Origin of the sequence: Aminivibrio sp., from assembly GCF_016756745.1 — a bacterium.
Classification (GTDB): domain Bacteria; phylum Synergistota; class Synergistia; order Synergistales; family Aminobacteriaceae; genus Aminivibrio.
This window is the reverse complement of sequence record NZ_JAESIH010000051.1, coordinates 14,660-31,676: the sequence shown is the minus strand read 5'-3', so window position 1 is coordinate 31,676 and position 17,017 is coordinate 14,660. Positions and strand designations below refer to the sequence as shown.

The window sequence follows — 17,017 nt, the reverse complement described above, 5'->3', positions numbered from 1 at the left end:
CGGATATACATTATGCAGGATAGTATACCTCAACGATGGGCTTATTTTCCATACCGGTTCTGTATTTTCCCCGGGAAGCTGCGGGGAAACAGGAAAGCCCCGGCTTCTTCGGCCGGGGCTTGATCGATTCCTGCGGTTCTACCGCGATTCGAGCTGGAACCTGATGGCCGTCCTCTCTTCATCGTCAATGGATATCTTGGAAAAGGCAGGGATGCATATGAGATCGATGCCGTTCGGCGCCACATATCCGCGGGCTATGGCAATGGACTTCACCGATTGGTTGACCGCACCTGCGCCTACTGCCTGTACCTCCACGGCCCCTTTTTCCCGGAGCACCGCAGCTATGGCCCCCGCAACGGACTTGGGCTGTGACTTGGCAGAGACCTTGAGAACTTCCATAGGAAAGACCTCCTTCATTGGTTGACGACCCGAATTGTGATCAGATGCAATCATAAAACCTGAAGGCCCACAGAAACCAACGCGAAGTTTCTGAATAAGTATAATCGCAGAGTTTAGTTCTTTGCAAGAAGAAAATACAATTTCTTCCTTTCTGATGGATCAGTTCTCCCGGTTCCCTTCCCCCGTCCGCTGCCTGAGAACCCGGCGTTCCCACTCTTCGAGGTGCTCCCTGTCCTCCGGAAAAAGCTGAGAAAAAAGCTGAGCCCTGAGATCCGCGCCCATGGAGTTCCTCTCGCCCCGTGACTTCGCTTTTCCTCCTATGCCGCCCCAGGAAATCTTTTCCTTTCCGCTGTACAGGTCGAAGTCGACGAGCCGGGAACCGTCCGCTCCGTATTCCAGGCCCATAAGAATTTCCTTTATCACCGGGGCCGGCAGAAAGGTAAAAAGCCTCACACGATAAATTTTCACTGCCATGAGGATGTGGGCGTAATCCTTCCCCCACCCTTCCCCCAGGATCATGCCCGCTTCGAGACTTTCCAGGACGATACGGAGCCGTTCATAATGGTCGAGATACCTGCCCCACGAATCATAGATCCGTATCTCCAGTTCGTTCCACTGCCGGTTCTCGAGTCCCTCGCTGAAATACCACAGGGCCCTGCTCCGAAGGGAGTTCAACAGTTTTTCAAAGGAGACTCCCTCCACGTGGAGCACTTCGTCCATCATGTCAGCCAGCGAGAGGGGCCTGTTCAGCGGTTTCGCCGTAAAACAGACCGCGATGGCCCCCTTTTTCGGAACACGGAGGACTGACCGGAGTCTTCCCCGTTCCGCCGAGTAGTCCCGGGCTATCTGTCCGATGACCCGTTCCTTTTCTCCAAAGACCCGAAAAAATAGAAGACGGGGCATGATCCTTACCGACGCCGGCAGAGCTTCGCCCCCGCTGTTCAGGAAAAGGGCAAGTATCTCGTCTGCGGCTGCGTCCGCCATGAAAAACCGTCGCCCCCCCAAGGGACGTTCCCGGAAGAGAATAACGGACTGCCCCTCTCCGGCGCTGTCAAAAGCGCCTTCGAGAGTGTGTTCAGTGCACCTGAATTTCGAAGAAACCAGAGACTTCATTGCGGCCACGTTTCCGCTCAGAAGCAGAATTCGCGGTCCCCCGCGGACGATGGAAAGCACGATGGTCCCCCCTTTTCATCACAAACCCCTTTTTCTCCGTCCCAACCGTCCGTCATCCACGTACCCTGGATAGGGTAGGCAGTACACCTTTCCCAGGGAAGGAGAAATGATATGCACGCCCAGAAGCCCGTTTAAATAAAAGCGCCCCTGTTCGGAAAGATCCGCTTTGGACGGCTCATGGCCGAAAAGATTGTACCTGAGGGGCGGCTCCCCCAGGCAGGCCCTGTCATGGCTGAGGTTGAACCCCTCTCCGCAGAGTTCAATCCGCCCCCGTTCCCTGAAGACCACGCTGTCAGGGAACATTTCCCTGACCGTAGATTCGTCGTCGTGATTTCCGGTGACAAAAACAAGGCCGGGAGAATCATCTCCTTCAAGGGATCGCCTGAGATGCTCCAGCTTGGTCCTGTATCTCGGCAGTTCCGCCGGGGAAAGTTCAAGCTTCACATCATCGACGAGGTCGCCCGTATGAACTATCCAGCGCGGCGAAATGGCCTTCACAAGCCTTCGCAGCGCCCCGTAGACGGTCGACGGGGTATCGGCGAGGTGCATGACCACATCACCTTTCAGCTCCCGGATCTCCTCCGGGACATATATTCCGAACAAGACGCTGTACAACGGCATCCACCAGTTTTTATCCATGAGCGTTCCCTCTCTTCCAGACAGATTCTATCATGATGTGGTCCGTCTTTTAGCGCCGTGCTAGAATGAGAAAAAAGAACCGGAGGCTTTGAATGAACGCCTACATCGCCAAGCGCGTTTCCCAGGAACTCAAAATCGCCCCTTCGTCCACGGAAGCGGCTCTGTCCCTTCTTGAACAGGGCGCCACCGTACCCTTTATTGCTCGGTATAGAAAGGAAGCCACAGGCTCCCTCGATGAAGAGGCCATTTTTGCCATAAAAGAGCGATATGCCAGGCTCGAGGAGCTTGAAGACAGAAAAAAGGCGGTGCTTTCATCCCTCGAGGAACGAAGCCTTCTTTCGGCCGAGCTCGGGGAAAAGGTCCGGAACGCCCCTTCCCTGGCCGTCCTCGAGGACATATATCTTCCCTTCCGGCCCAAGCGAAGAACCAGGGCATCCATCGCCGAGGAAAAGGGACTGGCTTCCCTCGCCGAGCAGCTGCTGCTCCAGAGGGGGGATGATCCGGCTGTTCTCGCCATCCCCTTCGTTTCCGAAGAAAAAGGTGTGCCATCCGGAGAGGACGCCCTTCAGGGGGCGCTCGACATCATCGCCGAACGGATAAGCGAACACGGCGAGGCCCGGAGGAAGATGCGGCTTCTTTTCGGGAAACGGGGGAAAATACGGAGTTCCGTAGCCAAAGGGAAGGAAGAGGAAGGAGCCAACTTCAGGGATTACTTCGCCTGGGAAGAACTGGCGGCGCCGGCTCCCTCCCACAGGGTCCTGGCCATGTTCCGGGGAGAAAAAGAAAAAATTCTCAGCCTCTCGGTCCTCCCCCCCGAGGACGAGGCGTTGAGGGTTCTCAGGGAAATATTCCTTCTCGGCAGCGGTCCCGATTCCCTCCTTGTTGATCGGGCGATCGTAGACGGATACCGTCGACTTCTCGCTCCGTCCATGGAAACGGAACTGAGAAATGCCCTGAAGAAAAAGGCTGACCGGGAGGCCATTTCTGTTTTTGCGGGAAACGTAAAGGAAGTGCTCCTGGCCCCCCCTCTCGGGCCGAAGAACATCCTCGCCGTAGACCCCGGATTCAGGACAGGGTGCAAGTTCGTCTGCCTGAACCGGCAGGGTGACCTGCTCCACCACGGGGTGATCTATCCCCATCCTCCCCGGGGAGACGAAAAGGGAAGCGCCGACACCATCCGCCGTGCCGCGGAAAAATACGGCATCGAAGCGATCGCCGTGGGCAACGGCACCGCAGGAAGGGAAACGGAGCGGTTCCTCCGGGGACTCGGCCTTCCTTCTTCCATCATCATAACCATGGTGAACGAAAGCGGGGCTTCGGTCTACTCCGCATCCGAAACCGCCCGGAGGGAATTCCCCGATCACGACCTCACCGTCCGGGGAGCCGTTTCCATCGGACGGAGGCTTCTCGACCCCCTCGCGGAACTGGTGAAGATTGATCCCAAGTCAATCGGCGTGGGGCAATACCAGCACGACGTGGACCAGAAGGAGCTGAAGAAGGCTCTCGACACGGTGGTCGAGTATTGCGTTCACGCCGTGGGGGTCGACCTGAACACCGCAAGCCTTGAACTCCTTTCCTCTGTGTCCGGACTCGGGCAGTCCACTGCCGGGCAGATAATCAGGTACAGGGAGGCCAACGGCCCCTTCTCCACAAGGAAAGAACTTTTGAACGTCCCCCGGCTCGGGCCGAAGACCTTCGAACAGGCCGCCGGGTTCCTCCGGGTTTCCGGGGGGCCGGACCCTCTCGACCGCAGTGCCGTCCATCCCGAACGGTATCCGATCGTGGAACGGATGGCGGACGACCTCGGCTGCACCGTGTCGGAACTCATGAAGGACCCCGAAAAGAGAAGCCTGATCGATCCGCAACGCTATATCTCGGGCGACGCGGGACTCCCGACCCTCACGGACATCCTTGCGGAACTTGAACGTCCGGGGCGGGACCCCCGACAGACCTTCGAGATCTATTCCTTCACCGAGGGAATCGAAAAAATCGACGATCTCGCTCCGGGCATGACTCTGCCTGGAGTGGTGACTAACATCACCTCCTTCGGCGCCTTTGTGGACATCGGCGTCCACCAGGACGGTCTTGTGCACAGGAAGCACCTTCCCGGAGGAACTGAATCAGGACTCCGGCCCGGGCAAAGGGTGGAGGTCTCGGTGCTTGACGTGGACCGTGCCAGGAACCGCATTGCCCTGTCCATGAAAGGACAAGGGAGGAGGAAGAAATAATGAGCGGACCGAGAATAGTCGTCATCGGAGGCGGCGCCGCAGGACTCATGGCAGCCGGACGGGCTGCGGAAAGGGGGGCCCGGGTTATTCTTGTGGAGAAAAACCAGACCCTCGGCGCGAAACTTTTGCTCAGCGGCAAGGGCAGGTGCAACCTGACCAGCGCCGAAGAAGACCTGGAAACCTTTCTTTCGGCCTACGGCTCCAAAGGGAAATTCCTTTACTCGGCCTTCTCCCGGTTCGGCCCTGCCAGGACCCTGGAGTTTTTTGCTTCCCGGGGTCTCAGGACGAAGGTGGAAAGGGGAAAAAGAGTCTTTCCCGAAAAGGGAGGCTCAGAAAGAGTGATCAACTGCCTGATCGGCTACATCCGCCAGGGAGGGGTCACCGTCTACCGGAACAGGGAAGCCCTCAACCTGGAAATCAGGGACGGAAGGGCGGTCCGTTTCATCCTGCGGGGTCAGGAAGTAGAGGGAGATGCCTTCATAGTCTGCACCGGAGGGAAATCCTTCCCCAAAACCGGATCGACAGGGGACGGTTACAGGTTCGCAAAAAGGGCCGGCCATGAGGTCATCCAGCCGGTCCCGGCGCTCTGCCCTGTACGGCTGAAGGAGAAGTGGCCCCAGTCAGCCCGGGGCCTGAACCTGAAGAATGTCTCTCTAACCCTCCTGAAGGATGGCATTGTCGTTTCGAGACGCTTCGGTGAACTGCTTCTGACCCATTTCGGCATCAGCGGCCCCATCGCCATGGACATGAGCAGGGATATCGGTGAAGCCTGCACTTCTGGAAACGCAACTCTCATACTGGACCTGAAGCCCGCCCTTACCATGGACGTGCTCACTGCGCGCATCGAGAGGGACCTGAAAAAATACGCCGGGAAAATGTTCAGGGACTGCCTGAAGGATCTGCTTCCCCGGGATCTCATCCCTGCAGTGGTGGAGAAAGCGACAATTCCTCCCGACAAAAGGGGCGAATACATTTCCCCCGAGGAAAAAAGAGAGCTGGCCTGTCTTCTCAAGGAATTTCCCCTGACTCCCGAAGGCCTGCTGGGCTTCGACTGGTCCATCGTCACAAGCGGAGGCGTGGACCTCAGGGAGATCGATCCCGGGACCATGCGGTCCAAAATCGTTGAAAACCTCTATTTTGCCGGCGAAATTCTTGATATCGACGGCCCCACGGGCGGGTACAATCTCCAGATGTGCTGGAGCACAGGCTACGCCGCCGGTGACAGCGCGGCATCGTCCGCTTGCCTGGAGAGCTGAAGGAGGACAGTATGACGGCTCCGTTCCGCCGCGGGAAACAACTTCTTGTCATTTTCGTTCTCCTTCTGCAAACCCTTGTTTTCCCGGCGTGGGCTTCGGAAAACAGGAAGGTGCTTCTGCTTCACACCCTTTCTCCTGCCGACGAATGGACCCGCCGTGCAACGGACGGGATACTGTCTTTCTTCTCCGAATCCGATGTCATGGCCGAGTTTTTTATAGAATACATGGACATGACAAGCACCTTCTGGTCAGCCCACCTGGACCGGCTGAAGGATCTCCTGGAGGCGAAGTACTCCTCCTCCCCTCCTTCGGTGGTAATCGCGACAGGGAACGAGGCCGTCACATTCGCCCTCGTGAATTCACAGGCGCTGTTCGGGGGAGCCCCCATTGTCTACTGCGGCCTTTCCAATAAACATTTTTTTTCGGTGTTCCCGGACAACAAGGGGACAGGAGTCTATTCAGTCCCCGCCCACGCCCTCCTCATCTCTGAAATCGCGAGGCTCCACCCCGGCGCTTCCATCGCCTTTGTTTCGGACCTTACTCCCGCGGGGCTCAGGGATCTTTCACAGCTTAACTCAAGCTTGGTGCATACAGAAATCCGCCCCAACCTGATCCCCCTCTCCGGCTTGTCGGCAAAGCAGCTTGCGGATTCCCTCCGGGAACTGCCGGCCAATACGGTCATCATGCTGGGGTCACATTCCTCCTTGCCCGACGGCAGTCCCATAACCATGCAGGACACCCTCGCACTCATATTGGAGAACGCATCACTGCCAGTGTATACCCTCAACGAGGATGGCGTTCGTTTCGGCGCCCTGGCAAGCGTGGCAGGGAAGGGCTACGAAAAGGGAAGGAAAGCGGGGGAGATGGCGGTGAGGATTCTATCTGGAGAACCAGTCCAAACCATACCGGCCGAAAAATCCATGGCAGAGCACCTGGTTTTTGACTACCGGAAGATGAAACTCCATTCAATTCCAAGAAGCGCCCTTTCAGACCAAAGCGTCATCCTGAACGATCCCGCCGAACTGGCGGCAAGGTACTTTCCGCTTGCCCTCCTCTACATCGGGCTGCCCACCCTTCTCGGAGGCTTGGTGTTTCTTTTGAAGGGAAAGATCGCAAAAAGGAAAAGAACCGAGAAAAACCTGCGGGACAGAACCAAATACTGGGAACAGCTCTTCCGGAGATCCCCGGAGGGCGTTGTGGTCTATAACGAAGCCGGAGAGGTGCTGGAGACAAATTCCGTTTTCCGGGCCACCTTCGCTCTTTCTGAAGGCGACCTTGCGGGGGCGAATATCGCCACCCTACTTCCGTGGGAAAAAGGAACCCTGTCTCCCGGAGACTTTTTCAGCGACGGCAGGAGGGAAAGCAGGGAAGTACAAATTCCGGACAGGGACGGCATCCTTATTTCTGCGACCCATCATTCCTTTCCCCTGGTTTCCGGCAGGGAAAAAATTTACTGCTCCCTCGTCCAGAACATCAGCCAACGAAAGGAATTGGAAAAGCAACTTGAAGAAAGGGGGCTGTTCCAGGAAACCCTTTCCGCCATATTATCCCGTTTTATTCTTTCTCCGAGTTACCATGATGCCATGCGGTCTTCCCTCGAAGACATCCTCGCCCTTTCAAACGCAAAAACGGCTACCCTTTACAGGCTCTCGGGACGAAAGGGCACGCTGGCCGCAGAGACGGAAGTACGGGCTTCTGAAGAGAGCCCGTCCCTGGCGGGGCTGTTTCCATCGGAGCAGGAAGAAGATTTCCTCTGGAAATCCCTTTTGTTCCGGGAAGGATCTTTCAGGCCCGCTACCCTCTGCCTGGCTGACCTTCCCCAGAATGAGAAAAAAAACTGGCTCCCCCTCGCGGACCGCGGAATTTCATCGGTCTCCGTTCTTCCGCTGTTTCTCCGGGATTCCTTCCAGGGATTTCTGGCTCTTGCCGACCCCTCCCCGGGCTGGAGAGAAAGTATGGCCGAACCGGTGTTCGACATTCTTCGAAACGCCCTTGCCGCAGCCATGGAACGCTACCAGGACGAAGTTTCACTGGAAAGAAACCATCGGGAGATCAACGAACGCTTCACCGGCGTCATTCTCGCTCTCTGCCAGGTCAGCGAACTTCGGGACGTATCTACGGCGGGACACCAGAAAAATGTCTCGGCTCTTGCTGAAGAGCTGGCCCGCAGACTCGGACTTCCTGAAGAGACGGTTCTCGGCGTCAGGTATGCCGGACTGGTGCACGATATCGGCAAGCTTTACATTCCGGCGGAGATACTGTCCAAACCATCAAAGCTCACACCGCCTGAATACGAACTCGTAAAAAAACATCCCGAATTCGGGAAGGATATTCTTTCTCCCCTGGATTTTCCCTGGCCCCTTGCGGAAATTATCCTCCAGCATCATGAACGGATCGACGGCGGCGGCTACCCCTTGGGAAAGAAAAAAGATGAAATCCGCATCGAAGCCAGAATTCTTTCGGTGGCGGACACCTTCGATGCCATGACCTCCGAGCGCCCCTACAGAAAGATGCATTCACCCTCCCAGGCCGCGGAAGAAATCAGGAGCCTGTCGGGAAAAGCCTATGACCCGGAAATTGTGGAAGCTCTCGAAGCCATCCTCAAGGAAAACCCTTCGTGACCCGTCAGAATGGGAGGGTGTCCGACGTCCGACCAGGTCAGCGTCATCCTTCCTTTCAAACCCGGCATGTGCGGCAGACCACCGGCTCTTCCTCCCCCGATAAACTGCGCAAGTTCAGGCATCCGTTTCGAATAACCATATTCGTTGCCATACCGATCATCACCCGTGATTTTTCCGGGTTTGCCCGCTTTTTCCCGAAAAAACCGGTGTTTCCCCATCTGGGGAAACACCGGTACGAACGGAAATTTCGTTGTGACGCTGCGCCGGGGAAATCTATTCCCGGCCCGCCATGTACATGGCAAGCTCAAGCATCCGGTTCGAATAACCGTATTCGTTGTCGTACCAGATCATCACCTTCGCGATATGCCCCATGATAACTTTTGTGGAGAGGGCGTCGACGATTCCCGAATGGGAGTTGCCGATGATGTCGGCGGAGACGATTTCCTCATTGCAGAATTCAACGATCCCCTTCAGGCTGCCTTCGGCCGCCGCTTTCAGAGCGGCGTTGACCGACTCGACGGTGACTTCCTTCTTCAAGTGAACCACGACATCGGTAAGGGAACCGTCAGCCACGGGGACACGGACGGAAATCATGTCCATCTTGCCCTTCAGTTCCGGGAACAGGGGAACCATGGCCTTGGCCGCACCGGTCGTGGCCGGAACGAGAGAAACTGCGGCCGCACGGCCTTTCCGGCCGCCTCCCCTTGGAACGTCGACGAGGACCTGGGTGGATGTGTAGGCGTGAATGGTGGTTCCCATGAGGGATTCGATCCCGAAAGCTTCATGAAGCACCTTCGTCACCGGAGCCAGGGAGTTCGTGGTGCAGGAGGCATTGGAGACCACCGCATGCTTCGAGGGATCATAGAGTTTTTCGTTGACGCCGAGAACGACGGTCAGATCCGCATCGTCCGCCGGAGCACTGATTATGACCCGTTTTGCTCCCGCAGCGAGGTGGGCGGCTGCCTTTTCCCGTTTTGTAAAGAAGCCGGTGCACTCAAGGACGATATCCACATTCAGTTCTTTCCAGGGAAGCTTTGAAGGATCCTTTTCGCTGAAAAGGGGAACGGATTTTCCGTCCAGGATCAATGCTCCCTCGGCAGCTTCCACGGAAAATCCGGCCTTGCGGTGAATGGAATCATACTTGATGAGATACGCCATCTCCGAAGGGGGGGTGAGATCGTTCAGCGCGACAATTTCAAAATCCTTGGGTTTGGCCTTCATATAGCACCGAAGAACGAGACGCCCGATTCTCCCCAGACCGTTTATTGCTATTCTTTTCATTGCAGCACCTCCATGATAAAATATACCGTTCCGGACGCTCCTGTAAGCAAAAGACCACATATCGTCACCAATCGCGGACACCGGGGGAGAAGAAAAAACCCGGCACTGGATGTCCTCCATTTCCTCAGGGTCACCCAATCCCCCTTGCCTCGCCCTTATCGGCAAAGCGTCATCTTTTGTCTCAACAGGATGTTCTGAGCTTAGGATACGATTCTATCACAAAGAGAAGGTTCAGTCAGCAAGTCGGTCACCACCCTAAATCCGCACCCCAGCGGGGAGCGTCACCGGGGACCCCTTGGGCGGGGGGCAGTTTGTCGTCCGTGACAACCGCCCAGGCGAGTCCCGCAGCTCCCTGCGTTCGCCGGCTGCCTGCCTGTAAAACCGACATCCGTGCCGCTGTCTCTCCCCTCAGGCGCCCTCCCCCGGGGGATTCATCCGCAAAGAGCGCGGAGCGGGATCTCTTCACCCTTGGGGGCAAATTCGCCGTATGCCCGGCGACACTCCCTCTGCCTGAAAAATTAGCGGATTTAGGCACCCCCCGAATCCTCAGGCTCTTTCCAGCGGCCGGAAATCCACCACACCCCGGCCGCAGCTGTTGCCGGTATGGTCAGAAGCAGCCCCACCGTCCCCGCCACACTCCTCAGAACTTCCTGAGCTATGTGGGGGTCGTTGAGGAGCCCGATGAAATCGGCTCCCTCGGTGGCGATGAGCACCACGAACGGCAAAGAGCTTCCAAGGTAGGCCAGGATGAGCGTATTGATCATGCTGCCCAGCACATCGCTTCCGACGCTTATCCCTGCTTTCCACAGCCTTTTTCTTGGAATGGACGGATCATACTCGTACAGTTCGCCCATGGAAGATGTAACGGAAACAGCGACGTCCAGCACGGCCCCTATGGAACCCACCATGACGGCCGCAAGGAGCAGCCCTCTCAGGGAAAGGTCCGGGGCCGTGGATGCGAGAAGGGCGGCGCTGTCGCTTTCCAGCCCCGTAAGCTGCCAAAGGGATACCATAAACCATCCCGTGACCGAAGCTCCGGCGGCTCCGCCCACCGCACCGAAAATCGGAATAGGACGCAGCTCCCGTTTCCTGACGACGAAAAAGGAAGTCACCACCGAAACGGCAGCAACCGCCAGAACGGCGAAGGGAACTGGAGGATAGCCCGAAGCTAACCGGGGGACAAACCAGCCGATGAGAAAGAGGAGCGAGAGAAAGAGTCCCACGAGGGCCTTGAACCCCGGTCTCCCCGCGACAATGACGAGAATGCCGCAAGCGAAGGTGATAAAGCCTACCACGGCAGGAACCCGGTAGCGGTCGCTGATGGAATACTGAACCGTTCCATCGTCGAAAGCGTCTGCCAGAAGAAGATACTCCTTTCCGGGCAGGAGGGAGAGCCTGCTGTCGGAAAGCTGCATGATCTCTACCTCTTCCCGCGTGCCAGCCTCTGGACCGCTCCTGTACATGATCCGGAGTTTTACAAACTCGCTTTCCCACTCGCCACCTTCACCGGATTCAGGATCAATCCTTCTTCCGAGCAGGTCTTCGATGACCACCACCGAAGAATCCTTTGCATTCCAGCGCGAGAGGACAAACAAATCCGTCCCTGCAGCGACTCCCCATGCAAGAAGAAAGAGGAGGGCTGCTGAAGCTGCAAGATTTGAAGCGATCTTTTTCATTCTTTATGCCCTTTCCTCAGGCGCATTTCCCGCAGGAACGGGAAACCGGGACCGCCATTATTATACCTAGGGGGAATGTAACAGCGGAAAGGCCTGCCCGCCGCCCTCGTTTTTTCGCGAAAGCTCCTTTTCCCCCGACGGGCGGAGAACCTTTCGGCATCTCCGCCCTGAGTTTATTCCCGTGGGGCTGCCCGATTCCTAGTCCTTCCGGGGAAAAAACTCTTCCAGACCGAGGGAGTTGATTTTTTCCGGTAGAGGAATTCCTTCTTCGGTCCACCCCCGCTCTGCGTAATACTCCCGGAGCTGTTTCTCGAGGTCGGGAAGGGTGTCGGCGGAACCTCCCGATCCCCGGGGTTCCCGAAGAATTCTTTCGGGGAGAGTATCGTCCCCGGCGGTAAGGCCGCAGGCCAGGTTAAACAGTTTCTTGAGGTTGAAGATCCTCTCGCCTGCGGTCATAAGCTCCCCGGCGTCCATGTTCCAGCCTGTGACGCCGCTGATCCACTCGAGAAGGTCGTCGATTCTCGTGGCAGCAAAGGGGAACTTGCACATCTTCAGGGAATCCATCACTCCCATGAGATTCTGGAAACCCACGTTGATCCTTCCCTTTCCCTCGTCCACCGTCCGGTCGAGGATGGTGTCCACCCCCAGCTCGGGGTAGGTCATGCTCCTTTCGAAAGAATAGGAGAAGCCTGAAAGATGGCACGCTCCCCGGTTCGACGTGGCGTAGCCCGCCGCGAGACTTTTGTAGCACCTGGGGTCATGGGCCGGGAAATCCATGCCCTTGGAGTGGATGGCATACTTTTCCGCTCCTTTGCCTATCTTTTTCGCCGCCTTCCGGGTGCCTTCGGCAAGCACAGCACCGAATCCCCTTTTCTCGGAAATATCGCCGAGGAGCTTTAGCATGGCCTCTCCATCGCCCCAATGCAACGGATACCCCACCGTCTTTTCGTCGATGATGCCCCGTTCATAGAGCTCCATGGAAAAAGCCACCGCCGAACCTCCGGAAATGGTGTCGATTCCCATGCGGTTGCAGAGATCATTGCCGCGGCCGATCGCCTTCAGGTCATTGATGAGGCAGTTGCTACCAAGCATGCCTATGGTTTCATACTCGGGACCGGCTCCGTGTATGTCGTCAAAGGCCACTTCCCTGCCGCACCGGATGGGACATGCCACGCATCCCCAGTTTCCCGTGAGGATAGTTTCGGCCATGGCCTCTCCCGTTATGCTCTTCACTTCCTCGGGCCAGCTTCCCAGGCTCCAGTTCTTCAGGGGGAGATCGCCGTTCTGTTCAGCCAGAGCAACCCCTCCGGCCGTCCCGAAGCGGGTCATTGCCAGGTGTTTTTCCATATAGAACTTTGCTTTCTCCGCCGATTTTTCCCGGACCCTTTTCTCGTCCGCCATGACTGTCCTGCCGTTACCCCTGGCCACGACTGCCTTGAGGTTCTTGGACCCCATGACGGCTCCCATTCCTCCCCGCCCGGCAGCCCGGGCATTCCGCCCATCGTGCATGATATTCGCCAGCAGAACCATCCGCTCCCCTGCCGGCCCGATGCAGGCAACGCCGGCGGGCTTTCCTTCGGCGGCTAAAAGAGCTTCTTCCGTCTCAAAGGTATCCTTTCCCCAGAGGGAGGTCCCGTTCCGGATCTCCACCCTGCCGTCGATAACCGCCACGTAGACGGGAGAAGAAGCCTTTCCGAGAAACACGATGCCGTCATACCCTGCCTTTTTCAGGTGAAAGCCGAAGGCTCCGCCGCAGTCGGACTCTCCGAAGGCATCCGTCAGGGGTGACTTGCTTATCACCTGATGCCGTCCCGAGGTGGGTATTCCCGTTCCCTGGAAGGGACCGTTCATGAAGATGAGAGGATTGTCGGGAGAGAGGGGGTCCGCCGCCGGAGATCCGTACCGAAAAAGAAGCCAGGTTCCGAGGCCTGAGCCGCCGATGAATTTGCGGACAACCGTTCCCGGAACGATCAGGTCTTCCATAGTCCGGGACGTCAGATGCACGAGTGCCACTTTCATTTCCATTGTCGAATCATCCTTTCCAGAGCAAAAAAATTTATTTTCTAGAGAAGAACCATGCCCGTCATCCCTGCTGCAAGGAGAAGAAGCTGGGGGTATTTCCTGAAAGGGGAAAATCGTGACATCCCCAAAAGAACAAGGGTGAATGGCCACAGCCTCCAGTCTCCCGCCAGAGGACGGACCACCATCCAGAACGCTCCGAACAGCATGGCGGCCACTGCCGGCCGAAGAGCTCTCTGCACCCGCTCCACCCCTCTTTTCGTCCGGCCGGACGCCCTGGAAAGAAGCCATGCCGCCGCCGCTACGAGGGCCAGTGGTGCGGCCACCACGGCAAACGTCGCAGCCAGCGAACCGGCAAAACCCGCAAGGCGGTAGCCCACGTACGTCGCCGCATTGACCGCCACAGGTCCGGGAGTCATCTGGGCAAGTGAGACCACCTCTGCAAATTCCCTCTCTGTCAGCCATGGGTGGGAGGCGACAAGTTCATGATGGATAAAGGGGATGGTCGCCAGTCCTCCGCCGAAAGCGCCGAGGCCGATGCGGACGAAGGTAAAAAAAAGGACGGAAAGGGCACTCATTCCGACTTCCCCTCCCCGAGGGCAAGACGGAGAGCCGTTCCCGCACCGAGGGCTATGAGCGGATGAAGCCCGAAACCGAGGAGAACCGCCGAAACAAGAGCAAAAACGGCCATGTCTTTCCATCCGCCCGAAAAAGAAATTTTCGTCATGTCATAGACCACTCCCCCGATAATCACCGCCACGGCACAGGCCGCCCCGAGAAAAAACGCCCGGACGAGAGGGGTGCTCAGAAAGAGAAGAAGGACTTTGGTCAGGAAGAGAATGGTGAGGAAAGGCGGAAGGACCGTTCCGGTCACCGCAACAATCGCCCCGGCCTTTCCGGCCAGTTTCCCGCCTGCCAGAAGTGCGAGGTTAACTGCGATGGGACCGGGGAAAGCAGTGGCAAAAATCATCATGTCCATAATCTCGCCCGGGGCAAAGCTGCCCGTCTCCCTGAGCTCTCTCTCAAGGATGCCCATCATTACGATTCCTCCTCCGAAGGTAAAGGCTCCCAGGCGGAGAAAAAGCAAAAAAACTCCTGCGAGAGACATCAGAGCGTTCCGGTCTCCCCGGGACACCCCCCGCGAATTCTCATGACCGGGTCAGCTTCCGTCATCATGAAGAAAAGGAAGCCAGAATGGCGATGAATTGCTCCTGGATCAGACCATTGTATTTTCCCCGGCGGTATTCCAGGGTCATGACGCTTCGTTCTCCCGGATCGGCATCCCGCATCGCGTCTTTCAGGCCGTCAGGAAGCTCGACGTATTTCCCCCGGAGATTCATGTCCCCGTCGAAGAAAAGCAGGGTGGGAATCCTGGCGGCTCCCGTGTAAGCCTCAAGTTCCTTCGCCCAAGGCTCCCGCTCGAATACCGCCAGGCGGATGAGCGGGTTGAGGTCCGCCGCCCTTTTTACGAAGGGCATGGTGACCACCGTATCCGGACAGTAGATTTCAGCGAAGGCCGCGAGATTGACGGGCTGTTTCACACCCTTCACGGCTTCCTCGAACTCCGGGGAAAAAACGGTCCTTTCGCAGGCCCTTTTCTGCCGGTCCCGCTCTTCCTCGTACCCCTTCCGGAAGTACTCCTCCAGAGAATATCCTTTTGAAAAATCGATCATAGTTATTCTCACCCCCGAAGACTGGCTGAACGTTTTATTTATTATCTCACAGAACAAAAAATGCATGCCGTGATTTCTGCTGCAATTGGGAAAAAACGAAGGTAGGAGCCCCTGTCCCCCTGCAAAAATGCAGCTCTGAAAGACCCTTTCTTTCCCTTTCAAAAAGGAGCCTGTGCCAGTTATGCAGGGAACAAGCCCTTTCGGACATACTGTCGGCCATCAACCCCCTGAACGGCCGGTTCGCCGCATCGATCGGGACAGGGCAATGTCCCTTGTTGAGAAAAGACACCCGCCCCCGGGAGATCAGTCTCAGCTGACGCTTATCTGACGTCCCGGGAGCTGAGCAGCGTTTCATCTCCTTCTTCCTGGCCGGCCTTTCCCGCCTGTCCTTCATGGAGATTTCCCCGGAACCATGAGAAAAAGACTCCCAGAAAACACAACAGTGAAGAAATAGAAAAACTGATCCTCACCACGACAAGAAAGTTGCCGTACCGTTCGGGAGTGATCTGGTCGCTCCCGAGCAGCGCGGCAAAGACCACTGTGATCACGGCCATGCTGGTCATCTGCCCCATTACCCTCATGGTGCCCACCGAACCTGAGGCCGCACCGTAAAACCTCGACGGAACGGACCCCATGATGGCATTGGTGTTCGGCGATGAGAAGAAGGCAAAACCAAGGCCAAGCAGGACGAGGGCCGTGAAAATGAAGGCCATGGGCGTTTCCCTGCCGAGAAAGGCAAAAATGGTCAGACCGAGGGCGGTGGACAGCATACCCCCCGATGCGAGCAGTCCCGGTTCTATCCTGTCCGATAATTTTCCGGTATAGGGGGAGAGAAACGCCTGCAGGAGAGGCTGGGTCACCATGACTACCCCAGCTTCGGACGGAGACATGCCCTTGATGTACTGGAGGTACAGGCTCAGGAGGAAAGACACGGAATAGGTGGCGGCATAGTTGATCAGCGCAGCCACGTTGGAAAAGGCAAAGACCCGGTTCCCGGAAAAAAGGCGGATCTCGAACAGGGGATCTTCAGACCGGAGCATCCTCCGGATAAAGACTGCGAACAGTCCGCCTCCCACGGCAATCAGAAAGAGCCCTCCAGCCGACGGAAGAATGGAGGCCCCGTACATGACGGCGACGAGAGAGGTCCCGTAAACGAAACAACCTGTAAGGTCGAGCCGTTTGCTGCTCCCCTCCCGCCATTCAAAGGGAACCCGTGTTTTCAGCAGTATAATCGAGACTGCCCCGAGAAGGGCGTTCACGAAAAACACTGAAGTCCACCCGAAGGCCCCGATGAGAAGCCCGCCGAAAAAGGGCCCCGCAGAAGCCCCGAGGTAAATTGACGCTACGTTGACGCCGAGGGCTTTCCCCCGCTCCGCCGCCGGGAAAACGGAAGTCAGAATGGCCATTCCCATGGTCAGCATCAAGGAACCCCCTGCTCCCTGCACCGCCCTGAGAAGGATGAAAAAGGGCATGGTTGGGGCCAGGGGACAGAGGATCGTTGAGACAATGAAGATTCCCGTGCCGATGACGAGTATGCGCTTTCGTCCCCAGATATCCCCCATTTTCCCCGCCGGGATGAGGAAAACCGCCGAGGAAAGCAGATAGGATGTGGCCACCCAGCTCAGCCACACGGCGCTCGCACCGTAGTCCTGCTGAATGGAGGGCAGGGCGATGTTCACCGACGAGAGCATGAAGGGCGGCAGAAAGGCCGTCAACGCCGCAACCGCCAGGACGGCGTTCTTCGAAATATCGGGAGATTGGGTTCCGGTACGGGTCATGAGTCACCACTCGCTTTTCAAGAACTTTAAAATAGTAGGATACCATATAGAATGCATTTGCCAAGTTTTTCCTCTCCCCCTATAAACCTAAATCAGCAAATTTTTCAGGCAGAGGGAATGTCGCCGGGCATAGGACCAATTCGCCCTCCCCGGGGGCGAAGAGATTTCGCTCCGCGCTCTTTGCTGAGAGATCTCCTGGGGGGAAGGCGCCTGAGGGGAGAGAAACCGGTACGGATATCGGTTTCTCAGGCAGGGAGCCGCGGGACTCGTCCGG

The 17,017-nt window shown here is 57.1% G+C and carries 13 protein-coding genes; 3 read left to right on the top strand and 10 right to left on the bottom strand.

Features of this window, described 5'->3' with window-relative positions:
• Positions 1–138: 138 nt before the first annotated feature.
• The 3 genes from JMJ95_RS07975 to JMJ95_RS07965 form a co-directional block, all read right to left on the bottom strand.
• Entirely contained in the window at positions 139–399 is a 261-nt protein-coding gene (locus JMJ95_RS07975; RefSeq protein ID WP_290684327.1) for a stage V sporulation protein S, read from the bottom strand.
• 159 nt (positions 400–558) lie between these two features.
• Positions 559–1,572: a hypothetical protein gene (locus JMJ95_RS07970; RefSeq protein WP_290684325.1), complete on the bottom strand. Its 1,014-nt coding sequence runs from the start codon at positions 1,570–1,572 to the stop codon at positions 559–561.
• Positions 1,573–1,590: 18 nt separating this feature from the next.
• Positions 1,591–2,211, bottom strand: a complete 621-nt coding sequence (locus JMJ95_RS07965; protein ID WP_290684323.1) for a metallophosphoesterase — start codon at positions 2,209–2,211, stop codon at positions 1,591–1,593.
• 92 nt (positions 2,212–2,303) lie between these two features.
• Between JMJ95_RS07965 and JMJ95_RS07960 the strand changes: the two genes are divergently transcribed.
• From JMJ95_RS07960 to JMJ95_RS07950, 3 genes are read left to right on the top strand one after another with little or no spacing between them, the layout of a single operon-like run.
• A complete protein-coding gene (locus JMJ95_RS07960; RefSeq protein ID WP_290684322.1) occupies positions 2,304–4,439 on the top strand; it encodes a Tex family protein in 2,136 nt (711 codons plus the stop codon).
• The gene (locus JMJ95_RS07955; RefSeq protein WP_290684321.1) at positions 4,439–5,695 is read left to right on the top strand and encodes an aminoacetone oxidase family FAD-binding enzyme; all 1,257 of its coding nucleotides are present in this window, start codon (positions 4,439–4,441) and stop codon (positions 5,693–5,695) included. Before JMJ95_RS07960 ends, JMJ95_RS07955 begins: the two co-directional genes overlap by 1 nt.
• Before the next feature lie 11 nt (positions 5,696–5,706).
• Positions 5,707–8,316, top strand: coding sequence for an ABC transporter substrate binding protein (locus JMJ95_RS07950; RefSeq protein WP_290684320.1), 2,610 nt, complete (start codon positions 5,707–5,709; stop codon positions 8,314–8,316).
• Positions 8,317–8,589: 273 nt separating this feature from the next.
• On the opposite strand, the gene gap is transcribed toward JMJ95_RS07950, so the two are convergent.
• From gap to JMJ95_RS07915, 7 genes are all read right to left on the bottom strand, one after another.
• The gene (gap, locus tag JMJ95_RS07945; RefSeq protein WP_290684319.1) at positions 8,590–9,597 is read right to left on the bottom strand and encodes a type I glyceraldehyde-3-phosphate dehydrogenase; all 1,008 of its coding nucleotides are present in this window, start codon (positions 9,595–9,597) and stop codon (positions 8,590–8,592) included.
• A 527-nt stretch (positions 9,598–10,124) separates the two neighbouring features.
• Positions 10,125–11,273 carry a YibE/F family protein gene (locus JMJ95_RS07940; protein ID WP_290684318.1) on the bottom strand — a complete coding sequence of 383 codons (1,149 nt, stop codon included), beginning with the start codon at positions 11,271–11,273 and terminating at the stop codon, positions 10,125–10,127.
• Positions 11,274–11,471: 198 nt separating this feature from the next.
• Positions 11,472–13,298, bottom strand: a complete 1,827-nt coding sequence (locus JMJ95_RS07935) for an aldehyde ferredoxin oxidoreductase family protein (RefSeq protein WP_290684316.1) — start codon at positions 13,296–13,298, stop codon at positions 11,472–11,474.
• Positions 13,299–13,336: 38 nt separating this feature from the next.
• Positions 13,337–13,870 (bottom strand): chromate transporter, encoded by a 534-nt coding sequence (locus tag JMJ95_RS07930; protein ID WP_290684314.1) that lies wholly within the window; start codon positions 13,868–13,870, stop codon positions 13,337–13,339.
• Positions 13,867–14,400 carry a chromate transporter gene (locus tag JMJ95_RS07925; RefSeq protein WP_290684312.1) on the bottom strand — a complete coding sequence of 178 codons (534 nt, stop codon included), beginning with the start codon at positions 14,398–14,400 and terminating at the stop codon, positions 13,867–13,869. Before JMJ95_RS07925 ends, JMJ95_RS07930 begins: the two co-directional genes overlap by 4 nt.
• A 64-nt stretch (positions 14,401–14,464) precedes the next feature.
• Complete coding sequence (locus tag JMJ95_RS07920) at positions 14,465–14,965, bottom strand: thioredoxin family protein (RefSeq protein ID WP_290684311.1); 501 nt, start codon at positions 14,963–14,965, stop codon at positions 14,465–14,467.
• A 320-nt stretch (positions 14,966–15,285) separates the two neighbouring features.
• Complete coding sequence (locus JMJ95_RS07915; RefSeq protein ID WP_290684310.1) at positions 15,286–16,743, bottom strand: MFS transporter; 1,458 nt, start codon at positions 16,741–16,743, stop codon at positions 15,286–15,288.
• Positions 16,744–17,017: the final 274 nt, after the last annotated feature.

What these genes read in the sequence shown, in the direction of transcription:
- JMJ95_RS07975 (WP_290684327.1), bottom strand. Translation starts at nt 399, where the DNA reads ATGGAAGTTCTCAAGGTCTCTGCCAAGTCACAGCCCAAGTCCGTTGCG.
- JMJ95_RS07965 (WP_290684323.1), bottom strand. Translation starts at nt 2,211, where the DNA reads ATGGATAAAAACTGGTGGATGCCGTTGTACAGCGTCTTGTTCGGAATA.
- JMJ95_RS07960 (WP_290684322.1), top strand. Translation starts at nt 2,304, where the DNA reads ATGAACGCCTACATCGCCAAGCGCGTTTCCCAGGAACTCAAAATCGCC.
- JMJ95_RS07955 (WP_290684321.1), top strand. Translation starts at nt 4,439, where the DNA reads ATGAGCGGACCGAGAATAGTCGTCATCGGAGGCGGCGCCGCAGGACTC.
- JMJ95_RS07950 (WP_290684320.1), top strand. Translation starts at nt 5,707, where the DNA reads ATGACGGCTCCGTTCCGCCGCGGGAAACAACTTCTTGTCATTTTCGTT.
- gap (WP_290684319.1), bottom strand. Translation starts at nt 9,597, where the DNA reads ATGAAAAGAATAGCAATAAACGGTCTGGGGAGAATCGGGCGTCTCGTT.
- JMJ95_RS07940 (WP_290684318.1), bottom strand. Translation starts at nt 11,273, where the DNA reads ATGAAAAAGATCGCTTCAAATCTTGCAGCTTCAGCAGCCCTCCTCTTT.
- JMJ95_RS07935 (WP_290684316.1), bottom strand. Translation starts at nt 13,298, where the DNA reads ATGGAAATGAAAGTGGCACTCGTGCATCTGACGTCCCGGACTATGGAA.
- JMJ95_RS07930 (WP_290684314.1), bottom strand. Translation starts at nt 13,870, where the DNA reads ATGAGTGCCCTTTCCGTCCTTTTTTTTACCTTCGTCCGCATCGGCCTC.
- JMJ95_RS07925 (WP_290684312.1), bottom strand. Translation starts at nt 14,400, where the DNA reads ATGTCTCTCGCAGGAGTTTTTTTGCTTTTTCTCCGCCTGGGAGCCTTT.
- JMJ95_RS07920 (WP_290684311.1), bottom strand. Translation starts at nt 14,965, where the DNA reads ATGATCGATTTTTCAAAAGGATATTCTCTGGAGGAGTACTTCCGGAAG.
- JMJ95_RS07915 (WP_290684310.1), bottom strand. Translation starts at nt 16,743, where the DNA reads ATGACCCGTACCGGAACCCAATCTCCCGATATTTCGAAGAACGCCGTC.